Source organism: Streptomyces chiangmaiensis, from assembly GCF_036281785.1.
Classification (GTDB): domain Bacteria; phylum Actinomycetota; class Actinomycetes; order Streptomycetales; family Streptomycetaceae; genus Streptomyces; species Streptomyces chiangmaiensis.
Window position 1 is genome coordinate 1 of sequence record NZ_JAYWVC010000119.1, and the last position, 25,934, is coordinate 25,934.

Annotated in this window: 27 protein-coding genes and 2 pseudogenes; 4 read left to right on the forward strand and 25 right to left on the reverse strand. The window is 71.4% G+C overall.

Annotated features, from left to right (window positions below; genetic code table 11):
- Nucleotides 1-4 precede the first annotated feature (4 nt).
- Both VXC91_RS47090 and VXC91_RS47095 read right to left on the reverse strand, forming a co-directional pair.
- Nucleotides 5-436 (reverse strand): hypothetical protein, encoded by a 432-nt coding sequence (locus VXC91_RS47090; protein ID WP_408057488.1) that lies wholly within the window; start codon nucleotides 434-436, stop codon nucleotides 5-7.
- Nucleotides 364-705: a PHP domain-containing protein gene (locus tag VXC91_RS47095; RefSeq protein ID WP_408057489.1), complete on the reverse strand. Its 342-nt coding sequence runs from the start codon at nucleotides 703-705 to the stop codon at nucleotides 364-366. Before VXC91_RS47095 ends, VXC91_RS47090 begins: the two co-directional genes overlap by 73 nt.
- Nucleotides 706-1,073: 368 nt before the next feature.
- On the opposite strand from VXC91_RS47095, the gene VXC91_RS27820 reads away from it, so the two are divergent.
- Entirely contained in the window at nucleotides 1,074-2,729 is a 1,656-nt protein-coding gene (locus VXC91_RS27820; RefSeq protein ID WP_329510087.1) for a 3'-5' exonuclease, read from the forward strand.
- Here the strand turns inward: VXC91_RS27820 and VXC91_RS27825 are convergent.
- The 3 genes from VXC91_RS27825 to VXC91_RS27835 form a co-directional block, all read right to left on the reverse strand.
- Entirely contained in the window at nucleotides 2,684-3,064 is a 381-nt protein-coding gene (locus tag VXC91_RS27825; protein WP_329510088.1) for a toxin Doc, read from the reverse strand. The genes VXC91_RS27820 and VXC91_RS27825 overlap by 46 nt on opposite strands.
- A 3-nt stretch (nucleotides 3,065-3,067) precedes the next feature.
- Nucleotides 3,068-3,319, reverse strand: coding sequence for an antitoxin MazE7 (locus VXC91_RS27830; RefSeq protein ID WP_329510089.1), 252 nt, complete (start codon nucleotides 3,317-3,319; stop codon nucleotides 3,068-3,070).
- A 65-nt stretch (nucleotides 3,320-3,384) separates the two neighbouring features.
- Nucleotides 3,385-4,332 carry an ATP-dependent DNA ligase gene (locus VXC91_RS27835; protein ID WP_329510090.1) on the reverse strand — a complete coding sequence of 316 codons (948 nt, stop codon included), beginning with the start codon at nucleotides 4,330-4,332 and terminating at the stop codon, nucleotides 3,385-3,387.
- An 89-nt stretch (nucleotides 4,333-4,421) separates the two neighbouring features.
- Between VXC91_RS27835 and VXC91_RS27840 the strand changes: the two genes are divergently transcribed.
- A complete protein-coding gene (locus VXC91_RS27840; RefSeq protein ID WP_329510091.1) occupies nucleotides 4,422-4,772 on the forward strand; it encodes a hypothetical protein in 351 nt (116 codons plus the stop codon).
- A gap of 52 nt (nucleotides 4,773-4,824) precedes the next feature.
- Here VXC91_RS27840 and VXC91_RS27845 read toward each other — a convergent pair whose 3' ends face one another.
- The 9 genes and pseudogenes from VXC91_RS27845 to VXC91_RS27890 form a co-directional block, all read right to left on the reverse strand.
- Nucleotides 4,825-5,109, reverse strand: a complete 285-nt coding sequence (locus VXC91_RS27845) for a hypothetical protein (protein ID WP_329510092.1) — start codon at nucleotides 5,107-5,109, stop codon at nucleotides 4,825-4,827.
- A 50-nt stretch (nucleotides 5,110-5,159) separates the two neighbouring features.
- Nucleotides 5,160-5,426 carry an NUDIX hydrolase gene (locus VXC91_RS27850; protein ID WP_329510093.1) on the reverse strand — a complete coding sequence of 89 codons (267 nt, stop codon included), beginning with the start codon at nucleotides 5,424-5,426 and terminating at the stop codon, nucleotides 5,160-5,162.
- A gap of 6 nt (nucleotides 5,427-5,432) precedes the next feature.
- Nucleotides 5,433-5,543: an NUDIX domain-containing protein gene (locus VXC91_RS27855; protein ID WP_329510094.1), complete on the reverse strand. Its 111-nt coding sequence runs from the start codon at nucleotides 5,541-5,543 to the stop codon at nucleotides 5,433-5,435.
- A 124-nt stretch (nucleotides 5,544-5,667) separates the two neighbouring features.
- A pseudogene (locus VXC91_RS27865) lies at nucleotides 5,668-7,322 on the reverse strand (carbamoyltransferase family protein).
- Nucleotides 7,283-8,149, reverse strand: a complete 867-nt coding sequence (locus VXC91_RS27870; RefSeq protein ID WP_329510097.1) for a hypothetical protein — start codon at nucleotides 8,147-8,149, stop codon at nucleotides 7,283-7,285. The pseudogene VXC91_RS27865 and the gene VXC91_RS27870 overlap by 40 nt, the downstream one beginning before the upstream one ends.
- A gap of 2 nt (nucleotides 8,150-8,151) precedes the next feature.
- Nucleotides 8,152-9,018: pseudogene (locus tag VXC91_RS27875) on the reverse strand (Gfo/Idh/MocA family oxidoreductase); the annotation flags it as partial.
- Between the two features lie 159 nt (nucleotides 9,019-9,177).
- The gene (locus VXC91_RS27880) at nucleotides 9,178-10,086 is read right to left on the reverse strand and encodes a sugar phosphate isomerase/epimerase family protein (RefSeq protein WP_329510098.1); all 909 of its coding nucleotides are present in this window, start codon (nucleotides 10,084-10,086) and stop codon (nucleotides 9,178-9,180) included.
- Nucleotides 10,083-11,327, reverse strand: a complete 1,245-nt coding sequence (locus VXC91_RS27885) for a methionine adenosyltransferase (RefSeq protein WP_329510099.1) — start codon at nucleotides 11,325-11,327, stop codon at nucleotides 10,083-10,085. Before VXC91_RS27885 ends, VXC91_RS27880 begins: the two co-directional genes overlap by 4 nt.
- Nucleotides 11,318-12,307 (reverse strand): glycosyltransferase, encoded by a 990-nt coding sequence (locus VXC91_RS27890; RefSeq protein WP_329510100.1) that lies wholly within the window; start codon nucleotides 12,305-12,307, stop codon nucleotides 11,318-11,320. Before VXC91_RS27890 ends, VXC91_RS27885 begins: the two co-directional genes overlap by 10 nt.
- Before the next feature lie 185 nt (nucleotides 12,308-12,492).
- Here VXC91_RS27890 and VXC91_RS27895 point away from each other — a divergent pair, with 185 nt between their 5' ends.
- Nucleotides 12,493-13,602, forward strand: coding sequence for a transcriptional regulator (locus VXC91_RS27895; protein ID WP_329510101.1), 1,110 nt, complete (start codon nucleotides 12,493-12,495; stop codon nucleotides 13,600-13,602).
- 49 nt (nucleotides 13,603-13,651) lie between these two features.
- Here VXC91_RS27895 and VXC91_RS27900 read toward each other — a convergent pair whose 3' ends face one another.
- The 11 genes from VXC91_RS27900 to VXC91_RS27950 form a co-directional block, all read right to left on the reverse strand.
- Entirely contained in the window at nucleotides 13,652-14,449 is a 798-nt protein-coding gene (locus VXC91_RS27900; RefSeq protein ID WP_329510102.1) for a class I SAM-dependent methyltransferase, read from the reverse strand.
- Nucleotides 14,450-14,487: 38 nt separating this feature from the next.
- Nucleotides 14,488-15,357, reverse strand: a complete 870-nt coding sequence (locus VXC91_RS27905) for a phytanoyl-CoA dioxygenase family protein (RefSeq protein ID WP_329510103.1) — start codon at nucleotides 15,355-15,357, stop codon at nucleotides 14,488-14,490.
- Nucleotides 15,354-17,495 carry a phosphoketolase family protein gene (locus VXC91_RS27910; RefSeq protein ID WP_329510104.1) on the reverse strand — a complete coding sequence of 714 codons (2,142 nt, stop codon included), beginning with the start codon at nucleotides 17,493-17,495 and terminating at the stop codon, nucleotides 15,354-15,356. Before VXC91_RS27910 ends, VXC91_RS27905 begins: the two co-directional genes overlap by 4 nt.
- Before the next feature lie 3 nt (nucleotides 17,496-17,498).
- A complete protein-coding gene (locus VXC91_RS27915; RefSeq protein WP_329510105.1) occupies nucleotides 17,499-18,665 on the reverse strand; it encodes a nucleotidyl cyclase domain-containing protein in 1,167 nt (388 codons plus the stop codon).
- Nucleotides 18,665-19,393 (reverse strand): HAD family hydrolase, encoded by a 729-nt coding sequence (locus VXC91_RS27920; protein WP_329510106.1) that lies wholly within the window; start codon nucleotides 19,391-19,393, stop codon nucleotides 18,665-18,667. Before VXC91_RS27920 ends, VXC91_RS27915 begins: the two co-directional genes overlap by 1 nt.
- Entirely contained in the window at nucleotides 19,390-20,583 is a 1,194-nt protein-coding gene (locus VXC91_RS27925) for an enolase C-terminal domain-like protein (RefSeq protein WP_329510107.1), read from the reverse strand. Before VXC91_RS27925 ends, VXC91_RS27920 begins: the two co-directional genes overlap by 4 nt.
- Nucleotides 20,583-21,647 (reverse strand): radical SAM protein, encoded by a 1,065-nt coding sequence (locus VXC91_RS27930; protein ID WP_329510108.1) that lies wholly within the window; start codon nucleotides 21,645-21,647, stop codon nucleotides 20,583-20,585. The genes VXC91_RS27925 and VXC91_RS27930 overlap by 1 nt, the downstream gene beginning before the upstream one ends.
- An 82-nt stretch (nucleotides 21,648-21,729) precedes the next feature.
- Nucleotides 21,730-22,155, reverse strand: a complete 426-nt coding sequence (locus VXC91_RS27935) for an ATP-binding protein (protein ID WP_329510109.1) — start codon at nucleotides 22,153-22,155, stop codon at nucleotides 21,730-21,732.
- Between the two features lie 271 nt (nucleotides 22,156-22,426).
- Nucleotides 22,427-23,668 carry a helix-turn-helix domain-containing protein gene (locus tag VXC91_RS27940; RefSeq protein ID WP_329510110.1) on the reverse strand — a complete coding sequence of 414 codons (1,242 nt, stop codon included), beginning with the start codon at nucleotides 23,666-23,668 and terminating at the stop codon, nucleotides 22,427-22,429.
- A gap of 85 nt (nucleotides 23,669-23,753) precedes the next feature.
- Nucleotides 23,754-24,926 carry a helix-turn-helix domain-containing protein gene (locus tag VXC91_RS27945; protein ID WP_329510111.1) on the reverse strand — a complete coding sequence of 391 codons (1,173 nt, stop codon included), beginning with the start codon at nucleotides 24,924-24,926 and terminating at the stop codon, nucleotides 23,754-23,756.
- A gap of 119 nt (nucleotides 24,927-25,045) precedes the next feature.
- Nucleotides 25,046-25,546, reverse strand: coding sequence for a hypothetical protein (locus VXC91_RS27950; RefSeq protein ID WP_329510112.1), 501 nt, complete (start codon nucleotides 25,544-25,546; stop codon nucleotides 25,046-25,048).
- On the opposite strand from VXC91_RS27950, the gene VXC91_RS27955 reads away from it, so the two are divergent.
- Nucleotides 25,531-25,749 carry a hypothetical protein gene (locus tag VXC91_RS27955; protein ID WP_329510113.1) on the forward strand — a complete coding sequence of 73 codons (219 nt, stop codon included), beginning with the start codon at nucleotides 25,531-25,533 and terminating at the stop codon, nucleotides 25,747-25,749. The genes VXC91_RS27950 and VXC91_RS27955 overlap by 16 nt on opposite strands.
- Nucleotides 25,750-25,934: the final 185 nt, after the last annotated feature.

Sequence of the window (25,934 nt, forward strand, 5' to 3'; positions counted from 1 at the left end):
GAGCCTACAAAACATCGGCGACGACCTGGGCGACGGTGAGGAAGTACGTGTCGTATTTGAGCGTGCGGATGGCGGCGAGCTCTTCTTCGAGTCGCTGGCGGGCGTGTGGGTCGCGGTCGAGGCCGCGGCGGATCAGTCCTGTTTCGGCGCGTTCGCGCAGCAGTCGGGCCGCGTGCTCGATTCCGCCCGGGGCGCCGACGACGGCCGGTTCAGGGAAGTGGGGTCGGCCCAGGCCGAGATCCTTCACCGGGTCCACGGCGCAGGCGTCGGCGGTGGTGGCGGTGTCGGCGAGGAGCCGGGCCGCGCGAAGGTCGTCCCAGGCCAGTACGGGCGGGCCGTCGCCGTGGGCGTGGACGGCGGAGGTCAGCCGGCACAGCCTCGCCCAGCCGGTGCGGGACTGGGCGAGGAGGACGATCCGGTGGGGCGGCTCGTACACGTGGGTGCCGCCGCGGACCGGGGTGCGCAGGCGCCGGGTGGAGGCGGGGGCGAGCGGGCGACGGCCAGGTTGATGCCGAAGATCGGCCGGATGTCGTGTTCGAGGGCGGCCTGGGCGAACCGTACGGCGCCGGTGACGGCGTCGCGGTCGGTCAGGGCGAGCGCGCTCATGCCGCGTTCGGCGGCGCGCTGGACGAGCTGCTCGGGGTGGGCGGCGCCGAAGCGGGTCGAGAACCCGGAGGCGGCGTTGAGGTGGGTAAACCCGCCCATGGCGCGCCTCCCATCTCCTGCCCCCTTCAGCCCGCCGTGTGGTGCACCGCTCCCCAGTTCGAATATCTGTTCGAACATCGTAGCGCGTGAGATCCCAGGTCACGAGTGGGGCGGGTGAGCGCCGCCCGCCCCGCGGGCGCGTGCCCTCCCCCTCCGGCGCCTGCGCAGGCCTGGCCTGGCGGTGCGGGCGAAGGCGCCGCCGGAGCCCTGGACGGCTCCGGCTGGGTGGTTTTTTTCTCGCGTACGCGTGCGCAGTTCTAAGCGCATTGCCTCAACTTGCATATGTTCAAAGGCTCTTGACAACTTTTCAGGTGTTCTGTCACGTTCTGTTCCGCCAGGGCGGAGTGATCAGGAGAAAGGAAAATCCGATGGGACGACGGAAGGGCTTCGGCCCGATTCAGCTCGCCGATCACGCGGGGCTGAGCCGGTGGCAGGTCGAGCGGGGGCAGACCAAGGGGGTCATCCCGGCCCCGGCCCTGGCCTCGGGCCGCTGGTCGGACGAGCAGGGCGAGGACGTCAAAGCCCGCCGCGCGCAGATCATCGAGGTGCTCGGCACCCATCCCGGATACGGCGCCAGCCGCGGGGCGAAGATGCTGGCCGAGGCGCCGGATCTCGCTGCCCGGAAGGTGGAGATCTGGGCGTGCGACGTCGAGCAGCTCGCCGAGCAGGGCCACCTCGAGCGCGTCGGCGAGTTCGAGGGCTACGCCCTGTACGACGAGCGGCAGCTGGCCTCCCCCACGGCGGCGATGTGCGCGGCGCTCGAGCAGATCGTGGGTGAGCGGGTCGCATGGCTTCAGGCCTCAGCCCGAACGGATGAGGCGGCCGGCCGGTGCGGCTGGGAGGTGGCTGAGTTCGAAAAGGCCGCCAAGGACCAAGGCATCACGCCTGGCCGGTTCCGGCGGTGGGCACTTGAGGACGTCGAGCGGCTCGGCGGCAACGAAGACCTGGGGGCGGACATCCTGGCCGCGCGGATGCTGGGGCCGGAGCTGGCGGCGCAGCACCTGGAGATCCGGCGCCGGGACCTGGACTACTGCATCGAGGCCGGATGGCTGGCGCCGGTCAGCCACGTGCGCCGCACGGTGTGGTCGGGCGGCCGAGGTCACCAGAAGGTGGTCGAGGTGCCGATGTACCGGGTCGGGGACCTGGACGCGCTCAAGGACATTCCCGGGGTGGACTGGGAGGCAGTCAAGGCGACCAAGCCCGGCCGGCCGTCCCCGCTGCGGGCCTTCGCCCAGCTGGCGCCGAAGCGGGCCGCTGTCGTCCGCGCCTTCGTCGACGAGCTGCGCGAGAGGTTCGGCCTGCCGGTGTGGACGCGCTTCGCCAACCTCGACAACCTCTGGCTGATCGACTGGGAGCCGGGCCTGGACGGCGCCCCGTCGCGGGACGACGTCGCCGCGCTACTCGCCGACAACCCGGCCGCGTCCCGTTTCGCGGACGGCATCCAACTGCTGAGCGAGCAGGGCGAGGCCATCCACTGGGCGCGGCGGATGCTGCAGCCGGGCGTGGCCTGCGTGCTGGACACCGAGACGCATGCCCTGTGGGGGCGGGTGATGGAGGTCGCGGTGGTGGATGCCGCTTCTGGCGAGGTCCTCCTGGAGACGCTGGTCAATCCGCAGATCCCGGTGACCGAGGGCGCCTTCGCCGTGCACGGGATCAGTGACGCGATGGTCGCGGACGCGCCGACCTGGGACCAGGTGCTACCAGAGGTACTGCGGGTCACCGCCGGGCGGAAGATCCTCGCCTGCAACGCGGAGTACGACAAGACGGTCACCATGGGCGACTGCCAGCGGGTGGAGGCCGATCCCCAGCACCTGAGCGGTCGCGGATCGGGGGGGTGCATCATGCGCAAGCGCTCCGACTGGGAGGGCATGCGGGACTTCCTGCCGCTGGACAGCGGCCACCTGTCAGGGTGGTTCTGCGGCCGCTATCGCACCGAGTGCCTCGGGCTGGGCGCCAGCTGTTACCCGTCCCGTACGGTTCACCCGGTGCTGCGCAAGGAGCGCAGACGGTCGGCGATGTCGTAGACGGTGAGCCGCAGCGCGCGAATGTCGGTGATCAGGTCTCGCCACGGCTCGAAGGAGTCGTCGATCTCCTCCCCGGAAGCCCGGAGGTACGCCACCGCCACGCCATAGGCGAAGTACGCGTTGCGGGCCGGCAGCGGGCGCAGCAAGACCAGTTGCTCCAGCAGGGCGGCAGCCCGCCAGTAGGCGTCGGGCTCGCCCACGTCCAGCTGTGGTGTGTTCACCCGGTGCCGGGCGACGGCGGCCACCAGGCCCGAGTAGTCCCGGACCCCGAGTTCCTTGCCGAGCAGTTCCTCCTGTCGGTCAAGGAGCCACCGGATGTCGATATGCAGTTCCAAGGGTCAGGCCGCCCGCCCTGCGGTGTTTCGCCGGGCCGGGGCGTCGTCAGGGAAGGCCGCGTCGAACGCCTCGGCCAGGCCGGGCTGGGCGATGATCTCGCGGAACACGGCCGTCGCCTTGCTCAGCTTGATCTGGTTCTCTTCCTCTATGGCCAGCTCGGCCAGGTAGGCCCGCACGCTCTGTCCGCGGGCTGCGGCGACCGCGGCGAACCGGTCCCTGGTCTCGGAGTCGACCTTTACGGTGGTGTCAGCCATACCCCGAGTATGCACCCATGGGTACCTTTGCGAATACCTATCCCGGGACTACGGCCACTTTCCGGTCACTGCCCGTCGGCGACCAGCTCCGGCGAGAGGTCGCTGCGCACCCGTCGCACGCGCGGACGATGTCGATAGCGGCCGAACTCCAACCGCGGCTGATCTACCTCGATCTCCACTACGACCTCCGGCTTGACCGGCCAGAAGCGCACCGGGTCCGCGCCGGGCAAGCCGCCCACCGTGCCCGGCAGCTCGCGCATTTCTTCGCCGGATGCATGCAGGAGCGGTGCCACGGCCAGGCGGACCTGCTGAGCGAGCGGCAGGCTCACGCCAACCGCCCGCATCCGGCCGCCCGTTGGTCGGCCCAGCACGAGGGCCTGCGCCGCCGGCGTCGTCCCGGTCACCCCGATGACCACGGCCTCGGTGGTGTGGCGCTCACGCCACTTCACCCAGCCCGAGGCAAGGCCGGCGGCGTACGGTGCGTTGGTCCGCTTGCCCACCAGGCCTTCCACGCCCGCGAGTGCTCCGACCCATTTGAGCGCTTGCCCACGGTCCCCGGTGGCCGGCACCGCGCGCAGAGTGGCCGGGCCGCCCTCGAGGAGACGCAGCAATTCGGTGCGGCGCTCGGCATACGGGCGGGGCCGCCAGTCGGTGTCGCCGACGGCGAGGACGTCGAACAGGGCGACGTGGACGGTGAAGTCGGCGTCGCGCCGCGGGCCGCGGCGGCCGGCACGGCTCTGCAGCCGGTCGAACGCAACACCAGTTCTGTCGGCGAGGACCGCGACGAGCTCACCGTCGAGGACGGCGTCCGGCAGGCCGGCGGCAGCGTCTGCGACGTCGGAGAACTGGCGGGACAGATCGGTGCCGTGCCGGCTCCACACCCTTCGGGTCGCGGTGTGGATCTGGCATCTCCAGCCGTCCCATTTGGGCTCAAGCGTCCAGCCCGGCGACTCGGGCACGGCAGTGACTGCGCGGGCCAGAGCGAGCGGGGCGGGCAGAGCGAAGGGCGGCACCGGGGACCTCCTACAGGCCTTCAGCGTAGGTCGGCACGACCCGCTACGCGTCCCCGACCTGCGAAGCTGCCCGGACGTACGGTGGAAACATGGCGAGGAAGCCGAGCTACTTCGAGGCGGAGGACATCGTGATCCGGCGCCTGATACTCGCGCACCCCAGGGACTACGCCCGCTTTCTGGAAGAGGCGAAGGCTGAGCTACCCAGCAAGCCATGCAAGGGCTGTGCCTACCTCGGGGCCGACGCCCTGGAGCTAGCGGATCTCCTTGGCCACGACAAGCAAGGGCACCAGGCCGCCCGGGCCCTGTACTCCAACAAGATCCGCAGCGTGACGGATCTGCGCCGCGCTCTTCAGGATGACGAACTGCAGTACCTGCGCGGGCAGGGGCTGGGAATCGGTGGCCTGCAGCGCATTCATGATCGGATGCGCTACCTCGGGTGAGGCAGGGTCTCTCCACAGCTTCGCATCGCTCAGCGTGCTCCGCCGGACTCCTTCAGGTACCGGACGAGGCGTCGGGCTTGGCCTCGCCGGCGGCCTGCCTCTCGCGACGCTGGGTTCGCACACCCGTTCCCGGCTTGTCCAGCGCCTCCCAGTCGGGTTCCGGCCTGGGATCCTTCGCGGGAACCCGCGTCACCTCCAAGCCAGCGGCCCGTCCGCGCGTGTGCTGCCCGGTGTCGCAGGTCAAAAGCCGTACCTCGCACACGGCAAGCGCTTGGATGGCCACGGCCCGGTCGATGATCTCCCGGGAATGGGCAGGCAGGATGTTCGAAGGGCGCATCCACCGACACCGCGCCCGCTGCAGCGGGCGCGGTGGGCGGGGCCAGCTCGTCAGCCAGCCAAAACGATCGGACGGTTGGGCGTTCGGCCCTCGGCGACTGCAGCAATCAAGTCAGCGAGGCCCTCTGGGTACACGGTCTCGGCGGTGGAGCGGAGCTCATCCTGGGTCCACCACCGGTACTCGCGGATGTTGTCGGGTTGCGTGGCACGCTCCGGACTCACGTCGCCCGGGGAAACGCGCGCGAGGAAGTACCGCTCGACCTGACGAACCTCACGCCCACCCACCAGGTGGTCCTTGCTGCGCTCCGCGAGTTGCATGCCCAGCTACACCGTCGCCTCGTCGATGCCAAGCTCTTCGCGCAGCTCGCGGAGCGTCGCCGTGGCGTGGTCTTCCCCTTCCTCGAGGGAGCCAACCGGGTGTGGCCCAGAAGCCACCGTTCTCGTCGTAGCGAAGGAGGAGGACGCGCTGGTCCTCGTCGAGGACGATGGCGCGGGCGGCTTCCCTCACGGGTGGGGGGGGAGGCGTCATGCGTCCATAGTTGCAGGCCCCTGGTGAGCGTCAGGCGCGCTGGACGAGGTAGTCCCCGAGGCAGGCCGCGTCCAGGTCACAGGCCTGGAACGTAGCGAGGGCATGGGCAGGGGTTTCGACGATCGGTTCGCGGTCGTTGTAGCTGGTGTTCAGCACGACCGGCACTCCGGTGATCTCGTGGAAGTGCCCGATCAGCGCGCCGTACGTGGGCGCGACGGGGGGGCGACGGTCTGGACGCGGGCTGTGCCGTCGACGTGTACGACTCCGGCGATCTTGTTGGCGTGGTCGGGGCGTACGGGCGGGGCGAGCAGCATGAACGGGCTGGGGACGTCGAGGTCGAACCAGGTGCCGGCGTGGTCGGCGAGGACGGCAGGAGCGAATGGGCGGAACAGTTCGCGGTGCTTGATCCGCTGATTGAGGGCGTCGGAGCTGGCGGTGGTGCGAGGGTCGGCGAGGATGCTGCGGGCGCCCAGAGCGCGGGCTCCGAGTTCGCTGCCGCCCTGGAACCAGCCGATGATCTTCCCGTCGGCGAGCATCTGAGCGGCGGTGCGGGCGATATCGCTCTCGCGCCGCCACGTGAACGCGGTACGGCGCCGTTCGACCAGACCGGAGCGTGGGTCGCGCCGTAGGGCCTGTTCGATCTCCTCGTCGGTGTAGTCGCGGCCGAAGTAGTCGCTGGCCAGGAGCCGTTGGGGGAGGTTGCCGGTGAGGCGGTGGAAGGCGTACAGGGCGCAGCCGAGGGCCTGGCCCCGGTCGGAGGAGGCGGGAGGGGCGAAGTAGTCGGTGACCGCGTCCAGGCGGCGGAGCTTGTCGGCGGCGACGCAGTTGAGGGCCACGCCGCCGGCGAAGCACAGGTTGCCCAGTCCGGTCGCGGCGATGGTCTGCTCGGCGAGCGCGCACAGGGCGCGCTCGGTCTGGTCCTGGACGTAGGCGGCCGCGTTCGTGCCGAGCTCGTGCTCCCCGCGGCTGTCGGGCGGGCCGAAGTCGAAGCCGGTGCGCCTTGCAAGGTCGGCGACGCCGGGCGCGTGGGTGTGGGTGAGCCGTCCGTGGACCTGGGTGTCGACGACGTCGAACAGTGGGGCGAGGTAGAGGCTCGGGTCTCCGTACGACGCGAGCGCCATGGTCTTGCCAGCCTCCTGCTCGTACCAGCCAAGATAATTCGTGAACGCCTCGTACGTCGCGCCGATCTCGCCTGCCCGGGCCCTGGTGGTCGGATTGCCGCCGAGGCGTTCGATCCTGTCGGGGGTGGCGGCGTAGTAGGTCTCCGTGTCGTTGTTGTTGCCGCCGCCGTCGACGACCAGCACGGTCGCCGTCTCGTACGGGCTGAGGCAGTAGGCGGTGTACGCGTGGCTGAGGTGGTGGTCGACCGGGACGATCCGGCTCGGGTCGATTCCGAGGTGGGTCAGGCCGCTCTCGGTGCGGGTGGGCAGGGTGCGGCCGATGCCGCTGACGGCGACCAGGTCGACGTCGTCGAGGGTGAGGCCGGCCGCGCGCAGGCAGTACAGGAGGGAGGCTTCCCAACCGGGGCTGTAGCGGGTGCGGTTGAGGCGCTCTTCGCTGATCGCGACCATCAGGGTGTCGGTGATCAGTGCGGCGCCTCCGTCGTGGCCGAGGTTGATGCCGACGACGCAGGGTGTGCGCTTCATCAGGCGGCCCTCCGGTCCCGGGTGGCGAGCGGGTTCCATAGCCGGGTGCGGCCGGTCGGGTCGCGGTGCAGGGCACCGAGCTGGCACAGCTGGACGGTGCCGCCGCGGTGCGCGATCGCCGGGGTGAAGGGATGGCCGAAGGCCTCCAGCCCGCCGAGCCGGGTGTAGGCGTCGGCGAACTCCTCGTCCAGCGGCGGCCGCGTGGTGGGAGCGGTGGCAGAGGTGAGGCGTCGTGCGGTCTGGTCGAGGCCTGTGTCCGCGAGGACGCCGGTCACCTGGGCGAGGACCGCGGCCGGGGTGGCTCCGTCGGTGTCGATGATCGCCGGTGGGGTCGGGCACAGGGTGGGGGCGATGTCGGTGTAGAAGGTGTGCAGCCGCTCGAGGAGGCCTTCGTCGAACCACAGCTTCCACCGGGGGAGTTCGGCGACGTTGCCGCGGCGGGTCAGGCTCTGTTCGGGGCTGACGAGGAGGATCGCGGTGAGCACGGTCTCGGGGAGTTGGGGGGCGATGCGGCGGGCGTAGAAGTCGCGGGCTGTGCGGTAGGGCAGGGAGTCCTCGGCGCGGGTGGCGTAGCAGTAGGCGAGGGCGCCGAGGTGGTTGCGGTCCGAGATGAGCAGGCTCGTGGCCGGGTCGGCGGTGAGGCTTCGCATGGCGCGGGCTTTGTCGAGTTCGTGCCGTAGGAACCACAGGGTGTGTCCGGCCGGGCTGGGGTGCACAGGCGCGGACAGGCCGGTGGCGAGGCGGGCGTCGGGTTCGGTGAACCAGACGGTGTCGTCGCCCAGGGCGCAGACCATGCGGGCGAGCAGGGAGGTCTTGCCGGCTCCGGGCGGGCCGTCCAGGACCAGTACGGGGGCGTCGTGGGCCACGATCAGGTGTCCTTCCGTGTGCGGGTGCCGGTGCGGGCGAGGCCGGCCAGGGCGAGGGCGAGGTCCTCGACGCGTAGAGCGAGGTCGGCGCTGGTCGGCAGGTCGGCGGGGTGCTGCCCGGACAGGCGGGCGTCGGCGGCGTTCCACATGGCGGCGAACGGGTCACCGAAGCCGCTCTGGATGCCGTCGGTGGTGGTGAGCTGGGTGGTGGCGGCTGGCTCGTAGGGGCGGGCGAAGTCGATGGTGGCGGCCGCCGCCGGGTCGGCGAGGTGGATCTGCTCGCGGAAGACACCGGCCGGGGTGGCACCGATGACCAGGGTGAACGGCTCCCCCGCGGGTCCGTGCAGGAGGGCGTGGACGGACTGTCCGGCTGGATCGAGGTGGCACGCGGTCGCGGTGGTGCCGGGGACGGCCAGGACGAGTGCGGTCAGCAGGTGGTAGCCCTGCCACAACAGGATCTGCAGAGCCGTCACCTGGTGCGGCGCGAGGTGGTCGGGGACGGGCTGGGGCGGGTCCTGCTCGAAGGTGCACGGGGCGAAGCCAGGCGGGAGCAGGCGGCGGCGCGCGGCTTCATCGACGCCGTCGGCCTTTACCAGCCAGCCGCCGGTGGGCTCGGGCACGTGGGCGAGGGCCACGTGCAGGGCCGGGTCGTGGGCGCGCATCGCGCCCACCTCCAGCAGCAGGCCTGCGTCCTTGGCGCGGGCGGCGAGCTTGCGGGTCCGCATCAGGTCGAGGCAGACGGGTTTCTCGGTGACGACGTGGACGCCGGCGTCGAGGGCCTCCTCGATGAGGGAGTCGTGCACGCCGGTCAGGATGACCAGTACGTCGGCGTCGGTGAGCAGGTCCCCGACTCGGGTCGCGCGGGGTACGGCGAAGCGCTGCGGTGCGGGCCCGGGCGGGGTCGCGGTCGGCGACGGCGATGACGTCGAACGCGGTGGAGGCCGCGAGGAGCGGGAGGTGGAGGCCGAAGGCGGCGGCGCCGCATCCGGCGACGGCGAGCCGCCACGGTCGCTCGGGAGTGGTGGGGGTCATCGGGTTGCCTCCGCGAGGGTCCAGCAGCGGGTGGCCGCGTGGTGGGACAGGCGGGCGATGTCGCCTGCGGGCAGCGCCCGCAGCTTCGGGTTGAACAGCTCCACCGACACCGGCCCGGCGTACCCGGCCTGGGTGAGGGCGTCGGCGATGGACGTCCAGTCCAGCGCTCCGTCGCCGGGGAACAGGCGCTGGCTGTCGGTGAGTTCGTCGGTGGCACGGCCGTGGGGTATATCGGCGATCTGTACGTGCGTGATGCGGTGCGGGCCGAGGTCGGTGATGTGGGTCGGGTCGGCGCCAGCGGCGGCCCAGTGGAAGGAGTCCACCAGGACGCCAGCGCCGTCTGTGCCGGTGTCGTCGAGGAGTTCGGCGAGTTGGGGCAGGGTGTCGATGACCGGGTGCGGGCCGTCCAGCTCGGGCGGCAGCCCGGTGTGGATGCTGACCGTCTCGACGGCGAGCCGTACTCCGTGGGCGGCGGCCGTGGTGGCCAGCTGGGCGATCCGCTCGCGCGCGACGGCCCGCGCCTCGGCGGTCTGAAGCGGAGAGCGGGGGTTGAGGACGGTCGTGGCGATGGTGCAGTCCAGCGCGGCCATGGCCTCCAGCCGCTCGTCGAGGCCGTCGAGGCAGGCGCGGTAGGTGTCCGGGTCGACCAGCAGCGGGGCGGGTAGGACGGGCCCGGCGGGCAGGATGCCGCTCGCAGCCGCCACGTTCACGCCGAACTCCTGGATCACGTCGCGGACTTGGGCGGTGCCGTGGGCCTGGGCCTGCTGGATGGAGACCTCGACCGTGGGGAATCCGGCGCCCGTGGCCAGGGCGAGGAACTGCTCCAGCGGGATGCCGGAGAGGGTGGCCGGGTTGAGGCAGGGGACAAAGGGGCCGGTGACATTGTCGGCGGTGGGGGCGCTCACGCGGTGGCCAGCTTTCCGTCGAGGAGCTGCTCGCGCAGCGTGCCCAGGTCGTCCATCACGTCGGCGACCATGCGCCGGACGCGGGCGGCGCCGATGGCGTTGGCGCCGGATGCCTGCACGATCGCCTGCCAGGGGTCGGTCAGGTCCCGGCCGGACTGGGAGACCAGCACGACCGCGCAGTCCAGACCGGTCTCCTCGTGCAGGCGGCGGGCGGCCTCGGCGGCGGCGAGGTTATAGAGCTTGCCGACGTGGTAGACGGGGTTCTTGCCGGAGACGCCCTCGGCGGACCAGGGCCGCAGCATGCTGATCAGGCCGTTGGCGCGGTTCCCGCGGCCGACGACGCCTTCGTCACCCGACTCGATCGATGAGCCGGTCGCCGTCAGGTACAGCTCCGGCCGGCTGTCGTTGTCGCGGGTGTTGAGCCAGACCGTGACGTGGTGCTCAGGGGCGATCCGGCTGGCGAGTTCGGTGATCAGGTCACGGGCCTGGGTGCGGCGGGCGACGTAGGTGTCCAGGTCCGGGGTCTCGCGGGCGATCTGCGGCACGCACGCGGTCAGCTGCACGCGCGGGCCGTGCCGGACGACCATGAGTTTGATGTCCGTGCCGTAGTAGGGGTGTTCGGCGCGGAACGCCTCGCTCGTCAGGTGTCCCTCGATCCCCAGGGCGAGTTGCTCGGCGATGCCGAGAGGCCAGTAGGCGACGCCGGCCGAGCTGTCGTTGGAGAACATGCGGTGGCGTTCGGCGAGATCGTCCAGGGTGCGCGGGGAGAACCACCGCTGGCGGGAGGCCTCGCGCTCGGCGGCGTCGGGGCCGGTGACGGCTCCGGGGCTGGAGGCTTGGGTCAGCCGCGGCCGTACCTCCATCCACCGTTCGACGTCGAGGAGCGGGAGTGCACTCGCGAGGTAGTCGCGGGCGGCGGTGGTGACGATGTCCGCGACCGGGATGGCGTGGTCGCCGAGGGCGGCGGTGATGCGCCCGTTGACCAGGACCTGGACGGGTGCGGTGAGCTCGCCGTGCCCGAAGCTGACGTCGGCGGCTCCGCCGAGGAGGGACGTCTTGTCGGTGTTGTGGTGCAGGATCGCGCCGAACTCGTCGAGGCAGTAGCGGCTGTAGGCGCGGGAGATTGCCTCGGCGACGCCGTCGGCGAGGGTGTCGGGGTGCCCGGCGCCCTTGCGTTCGACGACCTCGACACCCAGGAGGGCGGAGGCGGCGGTCAGGCCGGTGGTCGTGATCACTTCCATGCGAGGGGCTCCTTCGTCGGGGCGTGCTGGGCAAGGGCGATGGGGCGGCGGCCCAGCAGGCGCAGGCGGCCGCGTTCGAGGTGGTAGGCGCCGATCCGGACCAGGTCGCGGGCGCCCTCGACGGCGCGCGAGCGGTCCAGGAAGGTCCACCCGGCGGCGAGGTTGATGGCGGCGGCGTGCACGGCTTCGCGGTCGGCCTGGATCGCGGCGGGCTCCACGGTCACGCTCAGGTGCATCCGGGCGACGCACACTCCGTGCCCGGTGCCCTGGCGGAGGAAGTAGCGGAGTGTGGTCTCCGGGCGGTAGACAGGGTGGGAGGCGAGGGCAGTCGGCTCGATCAGGGTGTGGTGGCCGGCCTGGCGGGCCCGGTCGACGAATTCGAGGTCCTCGCAGTCCCCCATCCACCGTCCGCGGCGCCCGAGATCGGTACGGAACAGGCCGATCTCGAGCGCGATGTCACGGCGGAAGAGCAGGTTGCAGCCGGTGACCCAGTACGGCCACACGGCCAGTTCCCGGCCTTCGGGCCAGTCGACGGCGCCGTGGCATTCACGCAGCGCCTTCGTCAGCGCCGCGACCTGTCCGCCGGGGTAGGTGACGTCGGTGCGGCCACCGACGGCGAACACCTTCTCTTCCTCGATCGCGGTGATGAGGGCCTGCAGCCAGCCGGTTTCGGGGGTGATGTCGGGGTCGGTGATGGCGACGTACCGGCCCCGGGCCGCGCAGATCCCGCGGTTGCGGCCCGCGCTCAGTCCGGGAGTCGGCTCGTACAGCACCCGCACCGCGAACGGCCAGGTTCCGTCGCGGACCGCGTCGGCGATCGGTCGGATGGGCCCGGGCAGGTCGTTGTCGACGATGACCGCTTCCATCTGCGCGGCAGGCAGGGTCTGCTTGGCCAGAGCGTCCAGTAGGTTCCGTACGCGCTGTGTGTTGCCGCGGGCGCTGACTACCACGGACACCAGGGGTGTCTCCGGATCGGACATGGGCACTCCCTCCTCGCTTCGGGGATGGGGGGGTTGCCGTTCATGTCACCGCCCGCACCCCGCCGCCGGGAAGAAAAAGGCTGTTGCGGAGGTGTTGCGGACCGTGCGCCGAAGTTCTGCACAGCGCGTGCCGGACTGGCTACGGTGACGGAACATCAGGGAGCGTGCGTGGAGGGGGACCCACGATGTCCGACCAGCTGTTACCTCACCCGCTGGCCGCTCTGCGCGCCGAACTCGGGCTGAGCGGCGAGCAGTACCTCGACCGCCTCGACAATGTGCACTGCGCCCTCGGCTACGGCCGGATGGCCAAGAGCCGGCAGAAGGTCTCCCGATGGGAGAACGGCGTCAACTCCCCCGAGATGCCCGCCCGGTACGCCATGGCCCGCCTGCACGGCATCCCCCGCGAGGCCGTCACCGAGCTCGGCTGGCCGGATTTCCTGCTGCTCGCATTCCCCGATGACCGTCCCGTTCTCGACAGCCCCTGGACCCTGGCGGGTACCGTGGCAGCAGTAGCCGCTGCCGCTCGGGGAGGCTCCATGCAGGATCGACGGGGATTTCTCATCGCCAGTGGAGCCACACTGACCAGCCTGTCGACGAGTTGGAGCCTCGCGCTCGCCGAACCGGCCGAAGCCTCACCCGTCACCCCGGACGAGGTTGTCCCCGCGAACACCCGTCTCACGCCGGCGCTGCTCGACACGCTGGAACAGCGCCTGGACGACCTGCGCCGCCTCGACGACGTCCTTGGTGGCGCCCGTCTTCGCAAGACGGCCATCGCCGAGTACGACCTTCTTGACGGCCTGGCCAAGCGGACGGGCCAGCATGGGCCGCTCGAACACCGGCTGCTGTCCCTGCTCGCCGAGTCTGCCCGGATGTGCGGCTGGCTCCAGTTCGACTCTGGTCGCCACGCCCGCGCCCAGCGGTACTACATCACCGCGCTGCGCGCGTCCGCGAGCGCGGGAGACCGCCAGGTCGGCGCCAATACCCTCGCTTTCATGGCGATCCAGGTCTACTCCGAGGGCAACCCGCAGGACGCCGTCTCCCTGGTCCGCACCGCGCAGGACGCCATCGCGCGGCGCACCACGCCGCGCGTGAAGTCGATGCTCCATGCCCGCGCCGCACGCGCCCTGTCCAAGACGGGTGACCGCGCGGCCTGCTGGCGGGAACTGGACGCCGCGCGAACCGAGTACGCTCGCGGTCCCCATGACGACGACCCGGCGTGGTCGTACTGGCTCAACCCGGGCGTTATGCGGTCTGTCAACCTGTTCCAGCGCGAGAGTGTCTCAAGACGTCCCTAATGCCTGGCCGCGTAATGCGGTCGTGGACCAGGCAGCAACGGGCGGAATGTCAGGGGCGGGTGGCGACGATGGCCTCGGTGCGTACGACTTCGTCGAAGACACCGTCGGGGTTGAACTCGGTGAGGGCCTGGCGCAGGTCGCGTTCGAAGGCGTCCTTGTCGTCGCCGAGTTGGGCGGGGCTGGAGTAGCTGTAGGAGAACTGCAGGCCGATGACCTCGTCCAGGGTGCGGGTGACGGTGCGGTCCCAGCGGGCGGTTTCGACGTTGGAGAACGGGGAGCGGGCCACCACGTCCTGGTGGCGTTCCCTGGGGTGGGAGTAGGTCCCCGACCCGGCCCGTCGCTCGGGCCCGAGGTAGCGGGTGCGGACGTCGGCGATGACCTGGAGCCAAGGCGCGGGCTCCAGGTCGCCGGGGGCGCCGCCGGAGGCCAGGACGACGGCCCCGTTCGGCTCGACGAGCTGGTCGAGGTCGCGAAGGGTCTGATCGCGGTCCATCCAGTGGAAGGCGGCCCCCATCACGGTCAGCAGCACCGGTTCCAGTCCCATGCCGGGCAGGGTGGTGGAGTCGCCTTGGCGCCAGTCGATGTTGGTGATGTCTTGCTCGGCGGCGAGTTTGCGGCCCTCGTCGAGCATGCCGGGCTCGGGGTCGACGGCGGTGACGTGGCCGACGAGCTTGGCGAGGGGCAGGGCGAGCACGCCGGTGCCGGTGCCCAGGTCCAGAACGCGCTGAGTGCCGTCCAGGGCGAAGCGCGCGGCCAGCATGTCGTAGAAAGCCTGGTCGTAGCCGGGGCGGTAGCGGGCGTAGTAGGGGGCGGTGGAGGCGAACAGCTCGTCGGGCGTGTAGGTCATCTCGTCAGTCTTTCGCGTTTAGTTGGCGGTGCGCGGTGTCATTCCGGAGAACGAGCCGGGTCCGCGTTGAGGTGCTTCCACCAGGTGCGCAGGGGCGCGGCTCCGGCTCCTTCGTGTGCGACGGAGCCGTCCGGGTTGCGGTCGGGGTGGCCGAGCAGCTGCTGCTCGATGTCGGTCAGGTCCCTGCGATCCAGTAGCTGGGGGGTGGGGTCGTCGACGGGGGCGAGCCAGCGGTAGCCGTACTGCATCATCACTGCCAACCGGGGGTGGCCGGAGGTGTTGAGACCGCCCGCGTGCCAGGTGCGGTTCTCGAAGAGAAACGCGTCGCAGGGGCCGACGTCGGGGGTGATCGCGCCGGGCGGGTCGATGGCTCCAGCCGGGACGGTGACGGGTCCGGTGTCGGTGTGGGTGCCGGGGAGGACCATGGTGACGCCGGCGTCGGGAGTGAGGTCGCTGAGGAAGTAGGCGGCCTTGATCGACATGCGGGGGACAACATCGGTGCCGAGGTCGCGGGTGGCAGAGCTCATGTCGCGGTGCCAGCCGTGCCGCTCGGGGACGCGGATGGTGCGCTTGCCACCGGGCGGGATGGACGGCATGTAGATCAGGTTGCTGGACATCAGGTGCAGGTTTGCGCTCAGCAGCGCGACGAGGGTGGGCAGCACCTTCGGGTTGGTGACCAGCGGCAGGAAGGTGTCGTCCATGGCGACGATGCCGCGGAAGCCGTCCTTGCCGTCGACGCTGCGGTCCCTGCCGAGGGTGCGGTCGTCGGCCAGCAGCCGCATCGCCGCTGCGGCGGCCTGCTCGCGCCACGAGGGCGTGATCGCGTCGCGCAGCACGACGAAGCCGTCACGATCGAAGGCGTCCAAGACTTTCGGGTCGGGCGGGGACGCCGTGTCGAGGGTCGTCATCCGCTGTGCTCCTTGATCATGAGGGCGGCTTGGGCGGAGAGGGCGGCGGCCGAGAGGCCGCAGTGTTCCAGCAGCCCCTCGGGGGTGGTGGGGCGGCTGGGCTCCCGGTAGCCGACGACGTGGAACCGGCTGGTCTCGCCGCGGGCGGCCAGCAGCGCCCGGACGCTGCCGGGGTGGGTGGGAACGGCCATCAGTACGGGGGTGTCGGTGCCGAACAGGCGGGTGAAGGTCCTCTCATCAAGAGCGTAGGGCCAGTGCGGGGCCGGACCGAGGACCGCGAGATCGTTGACATGCAGATAGCGGATCTTGATCTCGGGGTGAGACCGGCGGAGCAGCGTGGCGGCGGCGGTCAGCTCGCGGGCCGGGATGTCCCCGGCCGAGGCGAGGATGAGGTGCGGGCGGCCGTGGTGGCTCAGGTGGGGCCAGATGGCGGCGCCGTCGGTGAGCTCGTCGCGGAACGGGTCCGGCGGGAAAGCGGGGCCGGGGTGCTTGTCGGTGATCAGGAAGTTGACGCGGTCGTGCCCGGCCAGCATCACCGCGAGGACGGCGGCAGCCCGCGTGGCGTCCGCCGGGGTGTAAACGTGCACGAAGCCGTCCTCGGTCTCCAGCATCGACGAGACCAGGCCGGGGTTTTGGTGGGTGTAGGTGTTGCGCCAGCCCAGCGAGGTGATCAGGTAGTTGACCGACGGCAGCCCGCCCTGGTGGGCGAGATAGCGCAGCCGCCGGTGCTTGAGGTGCTGGACGAGCAGGCTGGTGTTGACCGGGGCGAAGGCTTCGTAGGTGGCGAGTAGCGCGTCCCGGCCGGTCTCGGTGTAGCCCTGCAGCCAGCCGTGACAGATCTCCTCGTTCAGGATCTCGACCGCCCAGGACGGCAGCCTGCCGTCCGCCGCCAACTGAAGCCGGTTGGAGGCGATCTCGTCCGGGCTGAATAGCCGGAACGCTCCGTTCGCCGCGCGTTCCCGAATGACTGCGGACACGTCCGGCCAGGACTGGGGCCCCCGGGAGGCGAGCGGAGCCGACGGCCGGGCTGTCCCCGGCGCGGGTGACGGTCCGGGCAGGGCCTGGCGGACCAGGTCGGTGGGGCGGCCCTGGGTGGTGAACAGCTCGGCGGGCCGGTAGGAGGCGAGCCAGGCCGCCAGCGCGGCGAACTCCGCATCGTTGTGACGTGGGCTTTTCAGCGGGGTCTTGTGGACGGCCGGGGTGCCCGCGATCCACCGCCCGGCCACCTGCTCTGGTCCGGTGTGGCCCTTGGGCATGGTCAACACGATCACCGGTTGCCGACCGGGCTCGCCGAGCGGCCTCAGCCGGGTGAAGGCGTCGGCCAGCAGTCGCCGGAAACCGGGCAGGTGGGCGCCGTCGTGGATCAGCGGTTCGTAGCCGAGGCCGGTGAAATACGCGCGTACGTCGTCCTCGCTCATGCCGGCCAGCAGGGAGGGGCCGCCCATCTTCAGTCCGTTGGCCAGCACCACCGGCAGCACCGCCCCGTGCTCCCCGCTGCCGTGCAGGGCTCGGCGGGCGAGCCAGGCCGCTGCGGTTGCCCCGGTCTCCAGCTCGCCGTCTCCGATCAGCGGGACGACCAGGCGATGCGGGGCGTCCAGCGCCATGCCCTGGGCGATGGCGAGGGCGGGGCCGAGCTGTCCGCCGGTGTGCCGGACACCGGGGATGAGCGGGGTGATCTCCCCGCCGAACCGCTCCGGGTGCGGGAAGCCGGTGATCAGAGCCCGCAGTTCGGGCATCGACCAGCTCGGCCCGTTCCCGGTCAGGTGCAGACTGCCGCCCAGGTAGGCGTGGGCGAGCGCCGAGGGGCCAGCGTGCCCGGCGCCGTGCAGTACCAGCAGTTCGGACCCGGTGGGCCGCCAGGCGGTCAGCGGCCCGAGGTGGGCGAGCATGCAGTTGACCGGCGGGCAGACGCCCCAGTGCCCGCGGGGAGTCTCCTTGACGTCCGCGGGCCGCAGCGGACGGGCGAGGCGGAGGTTGTCGGTGAGGTAGAGCTGGGCGGCGGACAGGTGGTTCAACGCCCGCCAGCAGGCGTCGATGGCCTGGTCGGGCACGGCCTCGGCAGCCTGCCGTGCCGCGTAGCTCCAGTCGGGGAAGCCGGGCGGAGCCGGGTCTGTGACGCGTTCGGTGGTCAGGGCCACGGGTCAGCTCCGGGTGCGGGTGGCGACCGCGTCGATGACGGCGGTGATGCGGGCGGCGCGGATGTCGGCGGTGGCGGATTCGGTGATCAGGTGGAGCATCTGGGCCTGCTCGTGGGCGGGCAGTACCGACCAGTCCAGTCCTTCCTTCTCCAGTGCTGCGGCCAGGTCGTCGGGGACGCCACGGGTGGACTTCTCGCGGACGGGCTGAAGCGTGAGCGGGACGCCCGGCCCTTCGATTGCGTCGGTCGCGGCGGTTTCGTGGGGGACGGCGGCCTGGCCGTGCAGGGAGACGGCGACGGCGGTGCGGGCTGTGCCGTCGGGGAAGGTCACTCGCAGCCGTTTGCCGCGCAGCCCGGCCGGTCCGGCGCAGGGCAGCAGCAGCATGCCGCGGGTCCCGGTGCTGCCGGCCGGGCGGGCGAGCACGTGCAGCGTCTCGGCCCCGGTGGGCAGCGGCAGCAGGGTGCGATGATCCCGGGCGGGGGCGGTGTGGCCGGTCAGTGGAGGTTGTGTGATGGCGATGATGCCGCCTTCGCCTCCGGTGGCGCGTCGGGTGGCCTTATGCGTGAACAGGCAGCGGTCCACCGCGGCGAGCAGTTGGTCGGTGAAGTGGTGCTTCCAGCCGCCGGCGCTGCGGTCGGCCGGGAGGTGCTCGGCGGAGGCGAAGGCCAGTGCGAAGGAGACGCGTACCGGCAGTTCGTCGGCGAGCCAGTCCCGTAGTTGGGTGACGGCCCGGTGGAAGCCGTTCGCGTCGTCCAGGGCGGCGGCGATGATGACCTCGTCGCCGCCGAAGGTGGCCGCGCATCCGGCCTCCCAGGGCTGGGTGTGGAACCAGGTACGGGTGACGGCGCCGAGGCGGGCCATCACCTTGTTCCCGGCCAGGTGTCCGTAGCAGCCGGGGTCGGTGGCGTTGGCCTGCTCGACGTGGCCTTTGAGCCCGTCGACGTCGCCGATCGCCAGCCCCACCAGTCCCCCGCTGGTCAGGGTTGCCGCCAGTGCGCGGGGGATGTGGCTGTGGAAGTCGGGGAAGGCGACCAGGCCGGTCACCGCGTCCTCGCGGCTGCCGGCGCACCAGTCACGTAGCGGCAGCTGCGCGGGGTCGAACAGCGGCACCGAGCTGACGAGCGGGTCGTGGGCGGGCACCTTCGGGCAGTGCTTGCCGGTCGGGTCCATCAGCGGGAAGCCTCCGAGGTCGTCGCCGGGGCCGGTGCGGGCCCGGCGGGCAGCAGCAAGGGAAGGGTGGTGAGTGTGTGGAGGCGAACGGTGCGGGCGGAGGTCATCAGCGGGCCGCCGGCCATGCGGCGGTCCAGCCAGGCGGTGTGCCAGCCGGCTGCGGCGGCTCCGGCGACATCCGCCCGGGGCGAGTCCCCGACATGCAGGAGACGGTCCGGGCCGAGCCCGCAGGCGCGTTCGACGGCGGCGAAGGCTTCGCGTTCGGGCTTGACCGCGCCGGTCTCGGCCGAATAGATCACCTGATCCAGCAGGTTGCGGAATGTCTGCGGGGGCTCGGCCGGTATGGAGGAGCCGAGGCTGTTGGTCAGGGCGAACAGCGTGAAGCCCTGCTCGCGCAGCGCGGTCAGTGCCGGTTGGACATCCGGGAAAAGCTCCGGCTCGGCGGCCCGCTGCCGGGCTCGCTCCAGCACGTGGGTGAGCGGGCCGACCAGGGCAGGGCGGCGGAAGACGGCTGCCAGGTCGCGGGCGAGGTCCTCGGGGGTGATCCGGCGACGTTTCGCTCCCTGTTCCATCACCGCGCGGGCCTCTTCCAGCGAGATGCCCAACAACTGGGCGACCTGCCCGGTGGTCGGCTCCGCCTCGGGACGTACCAGAGTGCCGCCCAGATCGAAGCAGATGCCACGTACCCCCTCCCAGAGGGTGCGGCGCAACCGCTGCTTGGTGGTCACGAGCCCGTCACCTCCAGCACTGCCGCTTTCTCAGGCAGGGTCGGGGCCTCGGCGAGGCCCGGGACGGTGCGGACGGGCAGCATCCCGTCCTCGACGTGGACGGGGGTGGGGTAGATCTGCTGCCGCAGCGGCTCCAGGGTCAGGTGCCACTCGATAGCCGGGATCTTGTCGCGGCAGCAGGCGCCGGCCAGGGCGAGGGCGGCGGGCAGCCGGTCGCCGTGGGGGAAGGTCGCCATGCCCAGGTCCGCGGCGAGCTCGGTGGTGTGCAGCGAGCGGGCCAGCCCGCCCGACCAGCCCGGATCGACCTGCCAGACATCCACCGCCTCGCCGGTCAGCAGCCGGGTCTGCTCGGCCTCGTCGACGGCGTGTTCGCCCGCCGCCAGGGGAACTCCGGTTCCGGCCGCCCGCAGCCGGTGCCAGCCGAAGGAGCCGGGCGGCAGGAGTTCCTCGGCGAAGGTGACCTGCAGGTCGGCCAGGACGGGCAGCAGCTGCATCGCCTCGTCCAGGCGGCAGCGGCCCAGGGCGTCGACCATGAACCGGCCCTTGCCCGCCGCTTCCCGTAACCGCCCGAGCGTCTTCGCGACTGCCCTCGGTCCGGCGAGGATCAGCGGTTTGGGCAGTGGCCACTTCTGTCCCCAGAATCCCGCCGCGGTGATCCAGGCCGCGGCCTCCGGGGCCGACGGGTGGGCCGGGTCGAGGCCGAGTGCTGAGGCGTAGGCGGGGACTTTGGGCCGGATGGTGCCGCCCAGCAGGCCGGTTACGCTCAGCCCGGTGGCGCGGGAGGCCAGGTCCCAGCAGGCCAGTTCGATGGCGGAGGCGGCCTGCCGGGCGTGTGCGCCGGTGCGGTGCCGCCCGGTCTTCGACCGGTAGGCCAGGCGGCGGGGTGCGGCGGCATCGTGCCCGATCAGCCCGGCGGCCAGGTCGTCGGCGATGATCTGCGCGACCGTCTCGGCGACTGGGGCATGCCAGCCGGAGACGCCGTCGCCGACCAACTCGATGGCGAACCGGGTGCGGTGCTCGGCCCAGGCCGGGCCCGCCGGCGGCTCACCGGCCGCGGCGGCAACCGGCTCGGGCAGGTCGGACGGCAGCCCGGCGGGCTGCGGGGACAGCTGCCAGGCGCGGACGGCGCGGACCACGGTCTTCGTGGCCATCCCGGCTTGGGCGGGTGCGCGAACCGTGAGGGTCGTCATCAGATCTTCGCCCCCGTCAGTTCCTCCCTGGCGAAGGTGAAGCACCACGGACTGCGGTAGTTCTGCCACCACTGCGGTCGCAAGCCCGTGGGGGCGAAGAGCTCCTCCAGGTGCCGGCGCATGGTCAGGTGCCACTCGATCGTGTCCGAGCCCGGCGTGCGGTAGACGTCCATGAACGCGTTGTGGGCCTGGTAGGTCTGGAACCGGGGGAAGGCAGTGGTGACCGACACGAAGTCCTTCAGGTGCTCGATCGCGTCCTCGATCGGGTCCAGGCCGACGATGTAGGTGAAGTCGGTGGTGATGCCCCTCTGTTTCGCCCGGCCCAGAGCGGCGGTCATCTCGGCGGGGGTGAGCTTGGCCTTGGACTCCTTGAGGATCTGCCGCCGCTCGGTGAAGCACTCGGCGGTCAGTGTCAGGTGGAACGGGCCCAGACCGGCGGCGGCGTCCATGCCCTCGTTGCTGCTCAGCACCGAGGACAGGAAGTGCAGGGTGCCGGTGCAGCCGTTCTGGCCCATCGCCGCGCGGACCTCGGCGAGATGGTCCAGCGCGAGGTGCTCGTAGAGGAAGCAGCCGGTGCAGACCGTCACCGTCTCCACGGCCGACAGGTCCTCCATGCCGGAGTTTGTCGCGAGAGCGCCGAGGTAGCCGGGCAGGTCCAGGGCCTTGATCTTCGGGTCGGATGCGTCTTCGAGGGTGTTGGGGCAGAACACGCAGCCGGTGCACTGGCTGCGGGCGTTGGAGTTGAGGGTGAGCATCTTGGTGCCGTTGCGCCAGTAGCCCAGCACGGCGTCGTCGTCCTCGATGCCGTCGACTTCGCCGACCTTCTCGCCGTTCAGCCGCAGCTCGTACTCGTCCAGCTCGAACGGGGAGTCCTCACGGCCCAGCGAGAGGATCAGGAACAGCGGGGTGTCGGGGCGGGAGTCCAGCCGCAGCCGGAAGCGCATGCGCGGCTTGGTCAGCGGGGACCGGGCGCCGGATGCGTTCAGCGCGATCAGCAGCACGTCCTCGGGGTTGACGTTCCACTCGCGGGCCACCTGGTCAAGGTGGCGGACCGATTCGAGCATCAGCTGTTCCCTTCGTGTGGTGGGAGGTGCAGGTCGTCGACGGCGCTGTAGCCGCCGACTGATGCGGGTGCCGTGCTATGGATCAGGCCGCAACGGGAGCCAGGGGAAGACGGATGACGATCCGCTTGCCGCCCGTGGCGGTCTCCGGGAGGACCTCGGCTCTGCCGTGGACTTCCCTCACCAGGGCGTCGACCAGGAACAGGCCGCGGCCACCGAGGTCGTGGGCGGCGGGCAGCGGCTTCGGCTTGAGCGGGTGGGCATCCGCGACGGCCAGCACCAGCGCAGCCTGCTCCTCGACCGCGAGGGTGACCGCGGCGGTGGGCGAAAGTACGGCCGCGTGTTGCACCACGTTCGTCACCAGTTCGCTGACGATCAGGCAGGCGGTTCCCACGACCTCCTGGGACATGCCCCAGCCGGCAAGGACCTTGGCCGTCTCACGGCGGGCCAGCGGGACGTACTCGGCCTCGGAGATCACCTGGAAGTCGTGGCGCATCACGGTGCTGGACATCGCGGGACTCACCCTCTCTCCGAGCGGCAGCCGCCCGGACCGTGACCGAAGGTAAGAGCCCCAGCACGCAGAGGTGTTCACGACGGTGAACCCACGAACACTGAGCCCCCGGATCAGGGTCGGACGGTGGGGAACGCCGGCTCGGGTGCGGGAGTTGCGTACAGACCAACGTGCTCAACCGCGTACGGCGCCTGCCCAGAAGTCCCGTACCGGCGAATGTCGAGCCACGTACGGACCTATGTGCTCAGCCGGGGCAGGGAGATGTTGCCGGTCAGAGCGGAAGGCCGATGCGGTGGGCGAGACCGCGCAGGTCCCGAGCGACGTGGGCGGACAGCTGCCGGTCGGTGAGGTACTCGACGGTGTTCCTCACCGGTGCGTTGGCGTGGATGCGCTGCGGTGCGATCTCCTCGGCGGTCAGCAGGGCCGCGACCGCCTGGGCCTCCCGGCCTCGCAGATGGGCGAGCGACCGGCCCAGGTCGGCGTGGAAGGCGGCCTGCCGTCCCGGAGCTTCCGCCAGCGTCTCGGGATGGACCCCGTTCCCGGCGGTGACCGCCACTCCGTGCAGACCGAGGTCGGTGTTCAGGCTCACCTTGTGGATGCCGACATTGGTGGGGCCGAAGTTCAGGTGCCAGGCCCGCGTCTCGCCGGTGCGGCCGGCCAGCTTGGCGGCCTCCGCCAGATGGCCGCGGACATACTCGGCGCGGGTGTTGCCGGGCCGCTGCCGGTCCTGGGTCAGCGAGGTGGCGGAGATCAGGTGAAGTTCACCGAGCAGCGCATGAGCATCAGGGCTCGTCAGGTGCGCTTCGAGGGTATTGGCGGCGGCGGTAGCCTGTGCCAGGGCCTGGGTGGGACTGCCGGCCGCCATCAGCACATGAGTGTGGAAGAAGCCGGATAGAGCGGAGTAGACCGGGTCGTCCAACTCCGCGATCGCCTCGGCGGCACGGGTCACCGCGATGAACGCCAAGTCGGTATAGCCGAGGTTCTTCAACAGCAAGGTGCAGGCCGGATGGTAGGCGTCCGCCAGCAGTTTCAGCAGCTCACGGCGGGCGGCGCCGACGGCGGCCTCGGCGGCGGCGTGCAGGTCGGCCAGCAGCGTCGGAAGACCGGCGGCGAGGGAGCCGTATTCGGCCGCGTGGTAGAGCCGGTTGGCCTTCGCCACCCGTTCGGTCAGCACTGCCGCCGGAACCTCCGGTGGGCGGCGGTCCGGCGGGGTGGCCATGGTCAGGCCCATCAGCGTCAGCCGCAGGGCGGGGATCGCCTCGTGAGCCGCGCTGGTGTGCGGGTCCACCGGGGCGAAGGGCTGGCCCGTCAGCTCGGACGGGGCGATCTGCAACGCCTCGGCGAAGGAGGTGATGAGGCTGGAGCGGTCCAGCAGCCGCTGACCGTTCTCCACCATCGACAGGTAGCCGACCGACACCCCGGCCAGGCCCGCGAGGTTGCGCAGACTCATCCCGCGCTGGCGGCGGGCCGACCGCAGACGCTCTCCGATCCTCCGAGCCTGCTCTTCGTTCATCGCCCCCGCCTCAACTCCCGAGCCTCAGCCGTAGAGTAGGGCGAGCCTGCCGCCCCCAGGGGTCTTTCCCGCCAGACGGGCGGCATCACCACAGCCCGGCCCGCTCGGCCAGATCCCGCACCGCCGTGGTGTGAACGGTGGTGCGGTCGGTGAGCGCGGCGACCAGGTCGCGAGCGAACGGGTCCAGCCGCAGCCGCAGCGGTGCCGCCTCGTCGGCCTCGACCAGCCGGGCGACAGCCTCGTCGGCGCGGTCTTGGCGGGCCTCGGCCGCCGCGGCGACCACCAGCAGACCCGAGCGGTCGGCGCCGTCGAGCGCGGCATGATCCGCCGCGCGTACGTGGTCGGCGGCCTCGGCCGCGTCGCCCACCTCGGCGGCTACGGTGGCACGGGCCGCGATCACCAGGGCCGACTCCCGTGCGCCGTCGGCCCGTTCGGCGGCCGTGGCAAGGAGTCGTTCGGCCTCCGGACGGCGTCCGGCCATGGCCTGGGCGACGGCGGCCAGCGCCGACAGCTCCCAGTCCGCTCCGGCGTCCTCGGCGCGGTCGGCGCGGGCCAGCGCGTACTCCGGCAAGCCTAGGTCGATCAGCAGCCGCACCTCCTCGACCAGCACCGGCAGCGGCTCGCGCGTGCCGGGACGAGCCCGGTGCAGCAGCATCCACGCCAGGTCCTTGTAGCCCAGTCGTCGCAGCAGTCCGGCGGCCAGCACATGCGCGTCCACGCGCAGCCGCACCGCCTCGTCCCGCCCGGGCCCCGTAGCGGCGGCCATCGCGCGGTCGGCCGCCTCGATCAACTCCGGCAATGCGAGCGCGAGATGGTGCTCATCGCCCGCGGCTTCGGCCCGTGCGGCAGCCCGGATTCGTTCCGCAAGCGCCTCCAGCAGCGCGCCGGGGGCCGTATCCGGTTGTCGGCGGACCATGCGGCGCCGCAGGTGGAAGGCGACCGCCCGCACCGCCGCGTGCTCCTCCCCGCGCGGCGGGTAGGGCTGCCCGGTCAGGTCCGCGACGTCGAGCCGCAAGGCGGCGGCTAGCGCCGCCAGCCGACCGCGGCGGTCCACCCACTCCCGACCCGTCTCCAGCCCGGCGAGGTAGTCGAGCTCCAGGCCGGTGCGGGAGGCAAGGGCATCCCGGGTCAGTTCCCGGCGGCGGCGCCAGGCGGCCAGGCGGGCCCCAATCGGGCCGCTGGCGGCCGTCTCGTCCAGCTCGCGCATCACCAGATAACTCGCATACCCACTCGCCCGGACCGTGCTCTGCCAGGACAAAGTCCATGCACCCCGTTCGGGGGAGGATCGTGTTCCCCCTGGCAGGACGCATATGCCTGGCGCGCGACACATTAGTCACACTGCTGAAGGCCGCGCGAACTGGCAGGTGACACGCCCGGTCAGGGCGAAGGAGGGCTCGGGGCCGGCAGGACCGCGACGTTGTCCCCGGACTGCCGCAGCCGTTCGAGGAGACGGGCGTTCTGGGTCTCCAGCTCGGCATTGCGCAAGGCCAGGACCTGGATCTGGTCGGCGTAGGTGGCCACGGTGCCCTTGAGTTCGCGGATCTCGGCGGCGTGCTCGCTGCGAAGCTCACGCTCCGCCTTCTTCAGCCGGGACACCTCCGCCCGAAGCTCCTCCGGTTCCGGGCGGCGGGTCCGCGGCGCCTCCAGGATCTCCTTCACCGCCTGCGCCACCGGCGAGCGGTAGTAGGAGGCGCGGGAGACACCGGCCTCGGTGCACAGATTCACGACCGTGATCTTGCCGTCGGTGAGCTCGGGCAGGCCGTGCATCAGCCGCTCGAACGCCTCCATCAGCGCGCGGTCGATGTCGGTGAGTACTCGGCCGTCCGTCGAGAGACGGTCGAAGGTGTGCCGGATGCGCAGCCGTGTCTCGTCGTTCACGCCGACTCCGCGCCTTCCTCGGTGTCGTCCGTGGTGATGCTCTGGAGGAGTTCGTCGAGTTCAGTGGCGTCGTCCGCAGCCGGGCGGACGACGCGACGACGCCGGGCAGGTCACCGAGTTCGCGGCGGATCCGCTCGAACTCCGCCGAGATCCGCTCGGCGGCCCCGCCGGAGGAGGCGCCGCCGTCGTTCCAGTCGCGGTAGAGGTCTTCGAGGTAGTCCAGCCGGGCGGCCGCTTCGTTGCTGGCCACCTCGGCGGCGAACCCGGACTCCGATGTCCCGGCATACCCCTCGAACATGACAGTTCGGGCATGTTGGTACTGCCGTGTTCCGGCGACGACGCCGAAGGGCTGGTGGGCGATGTGCCAGGCCACGTTGTGAACGTGGTT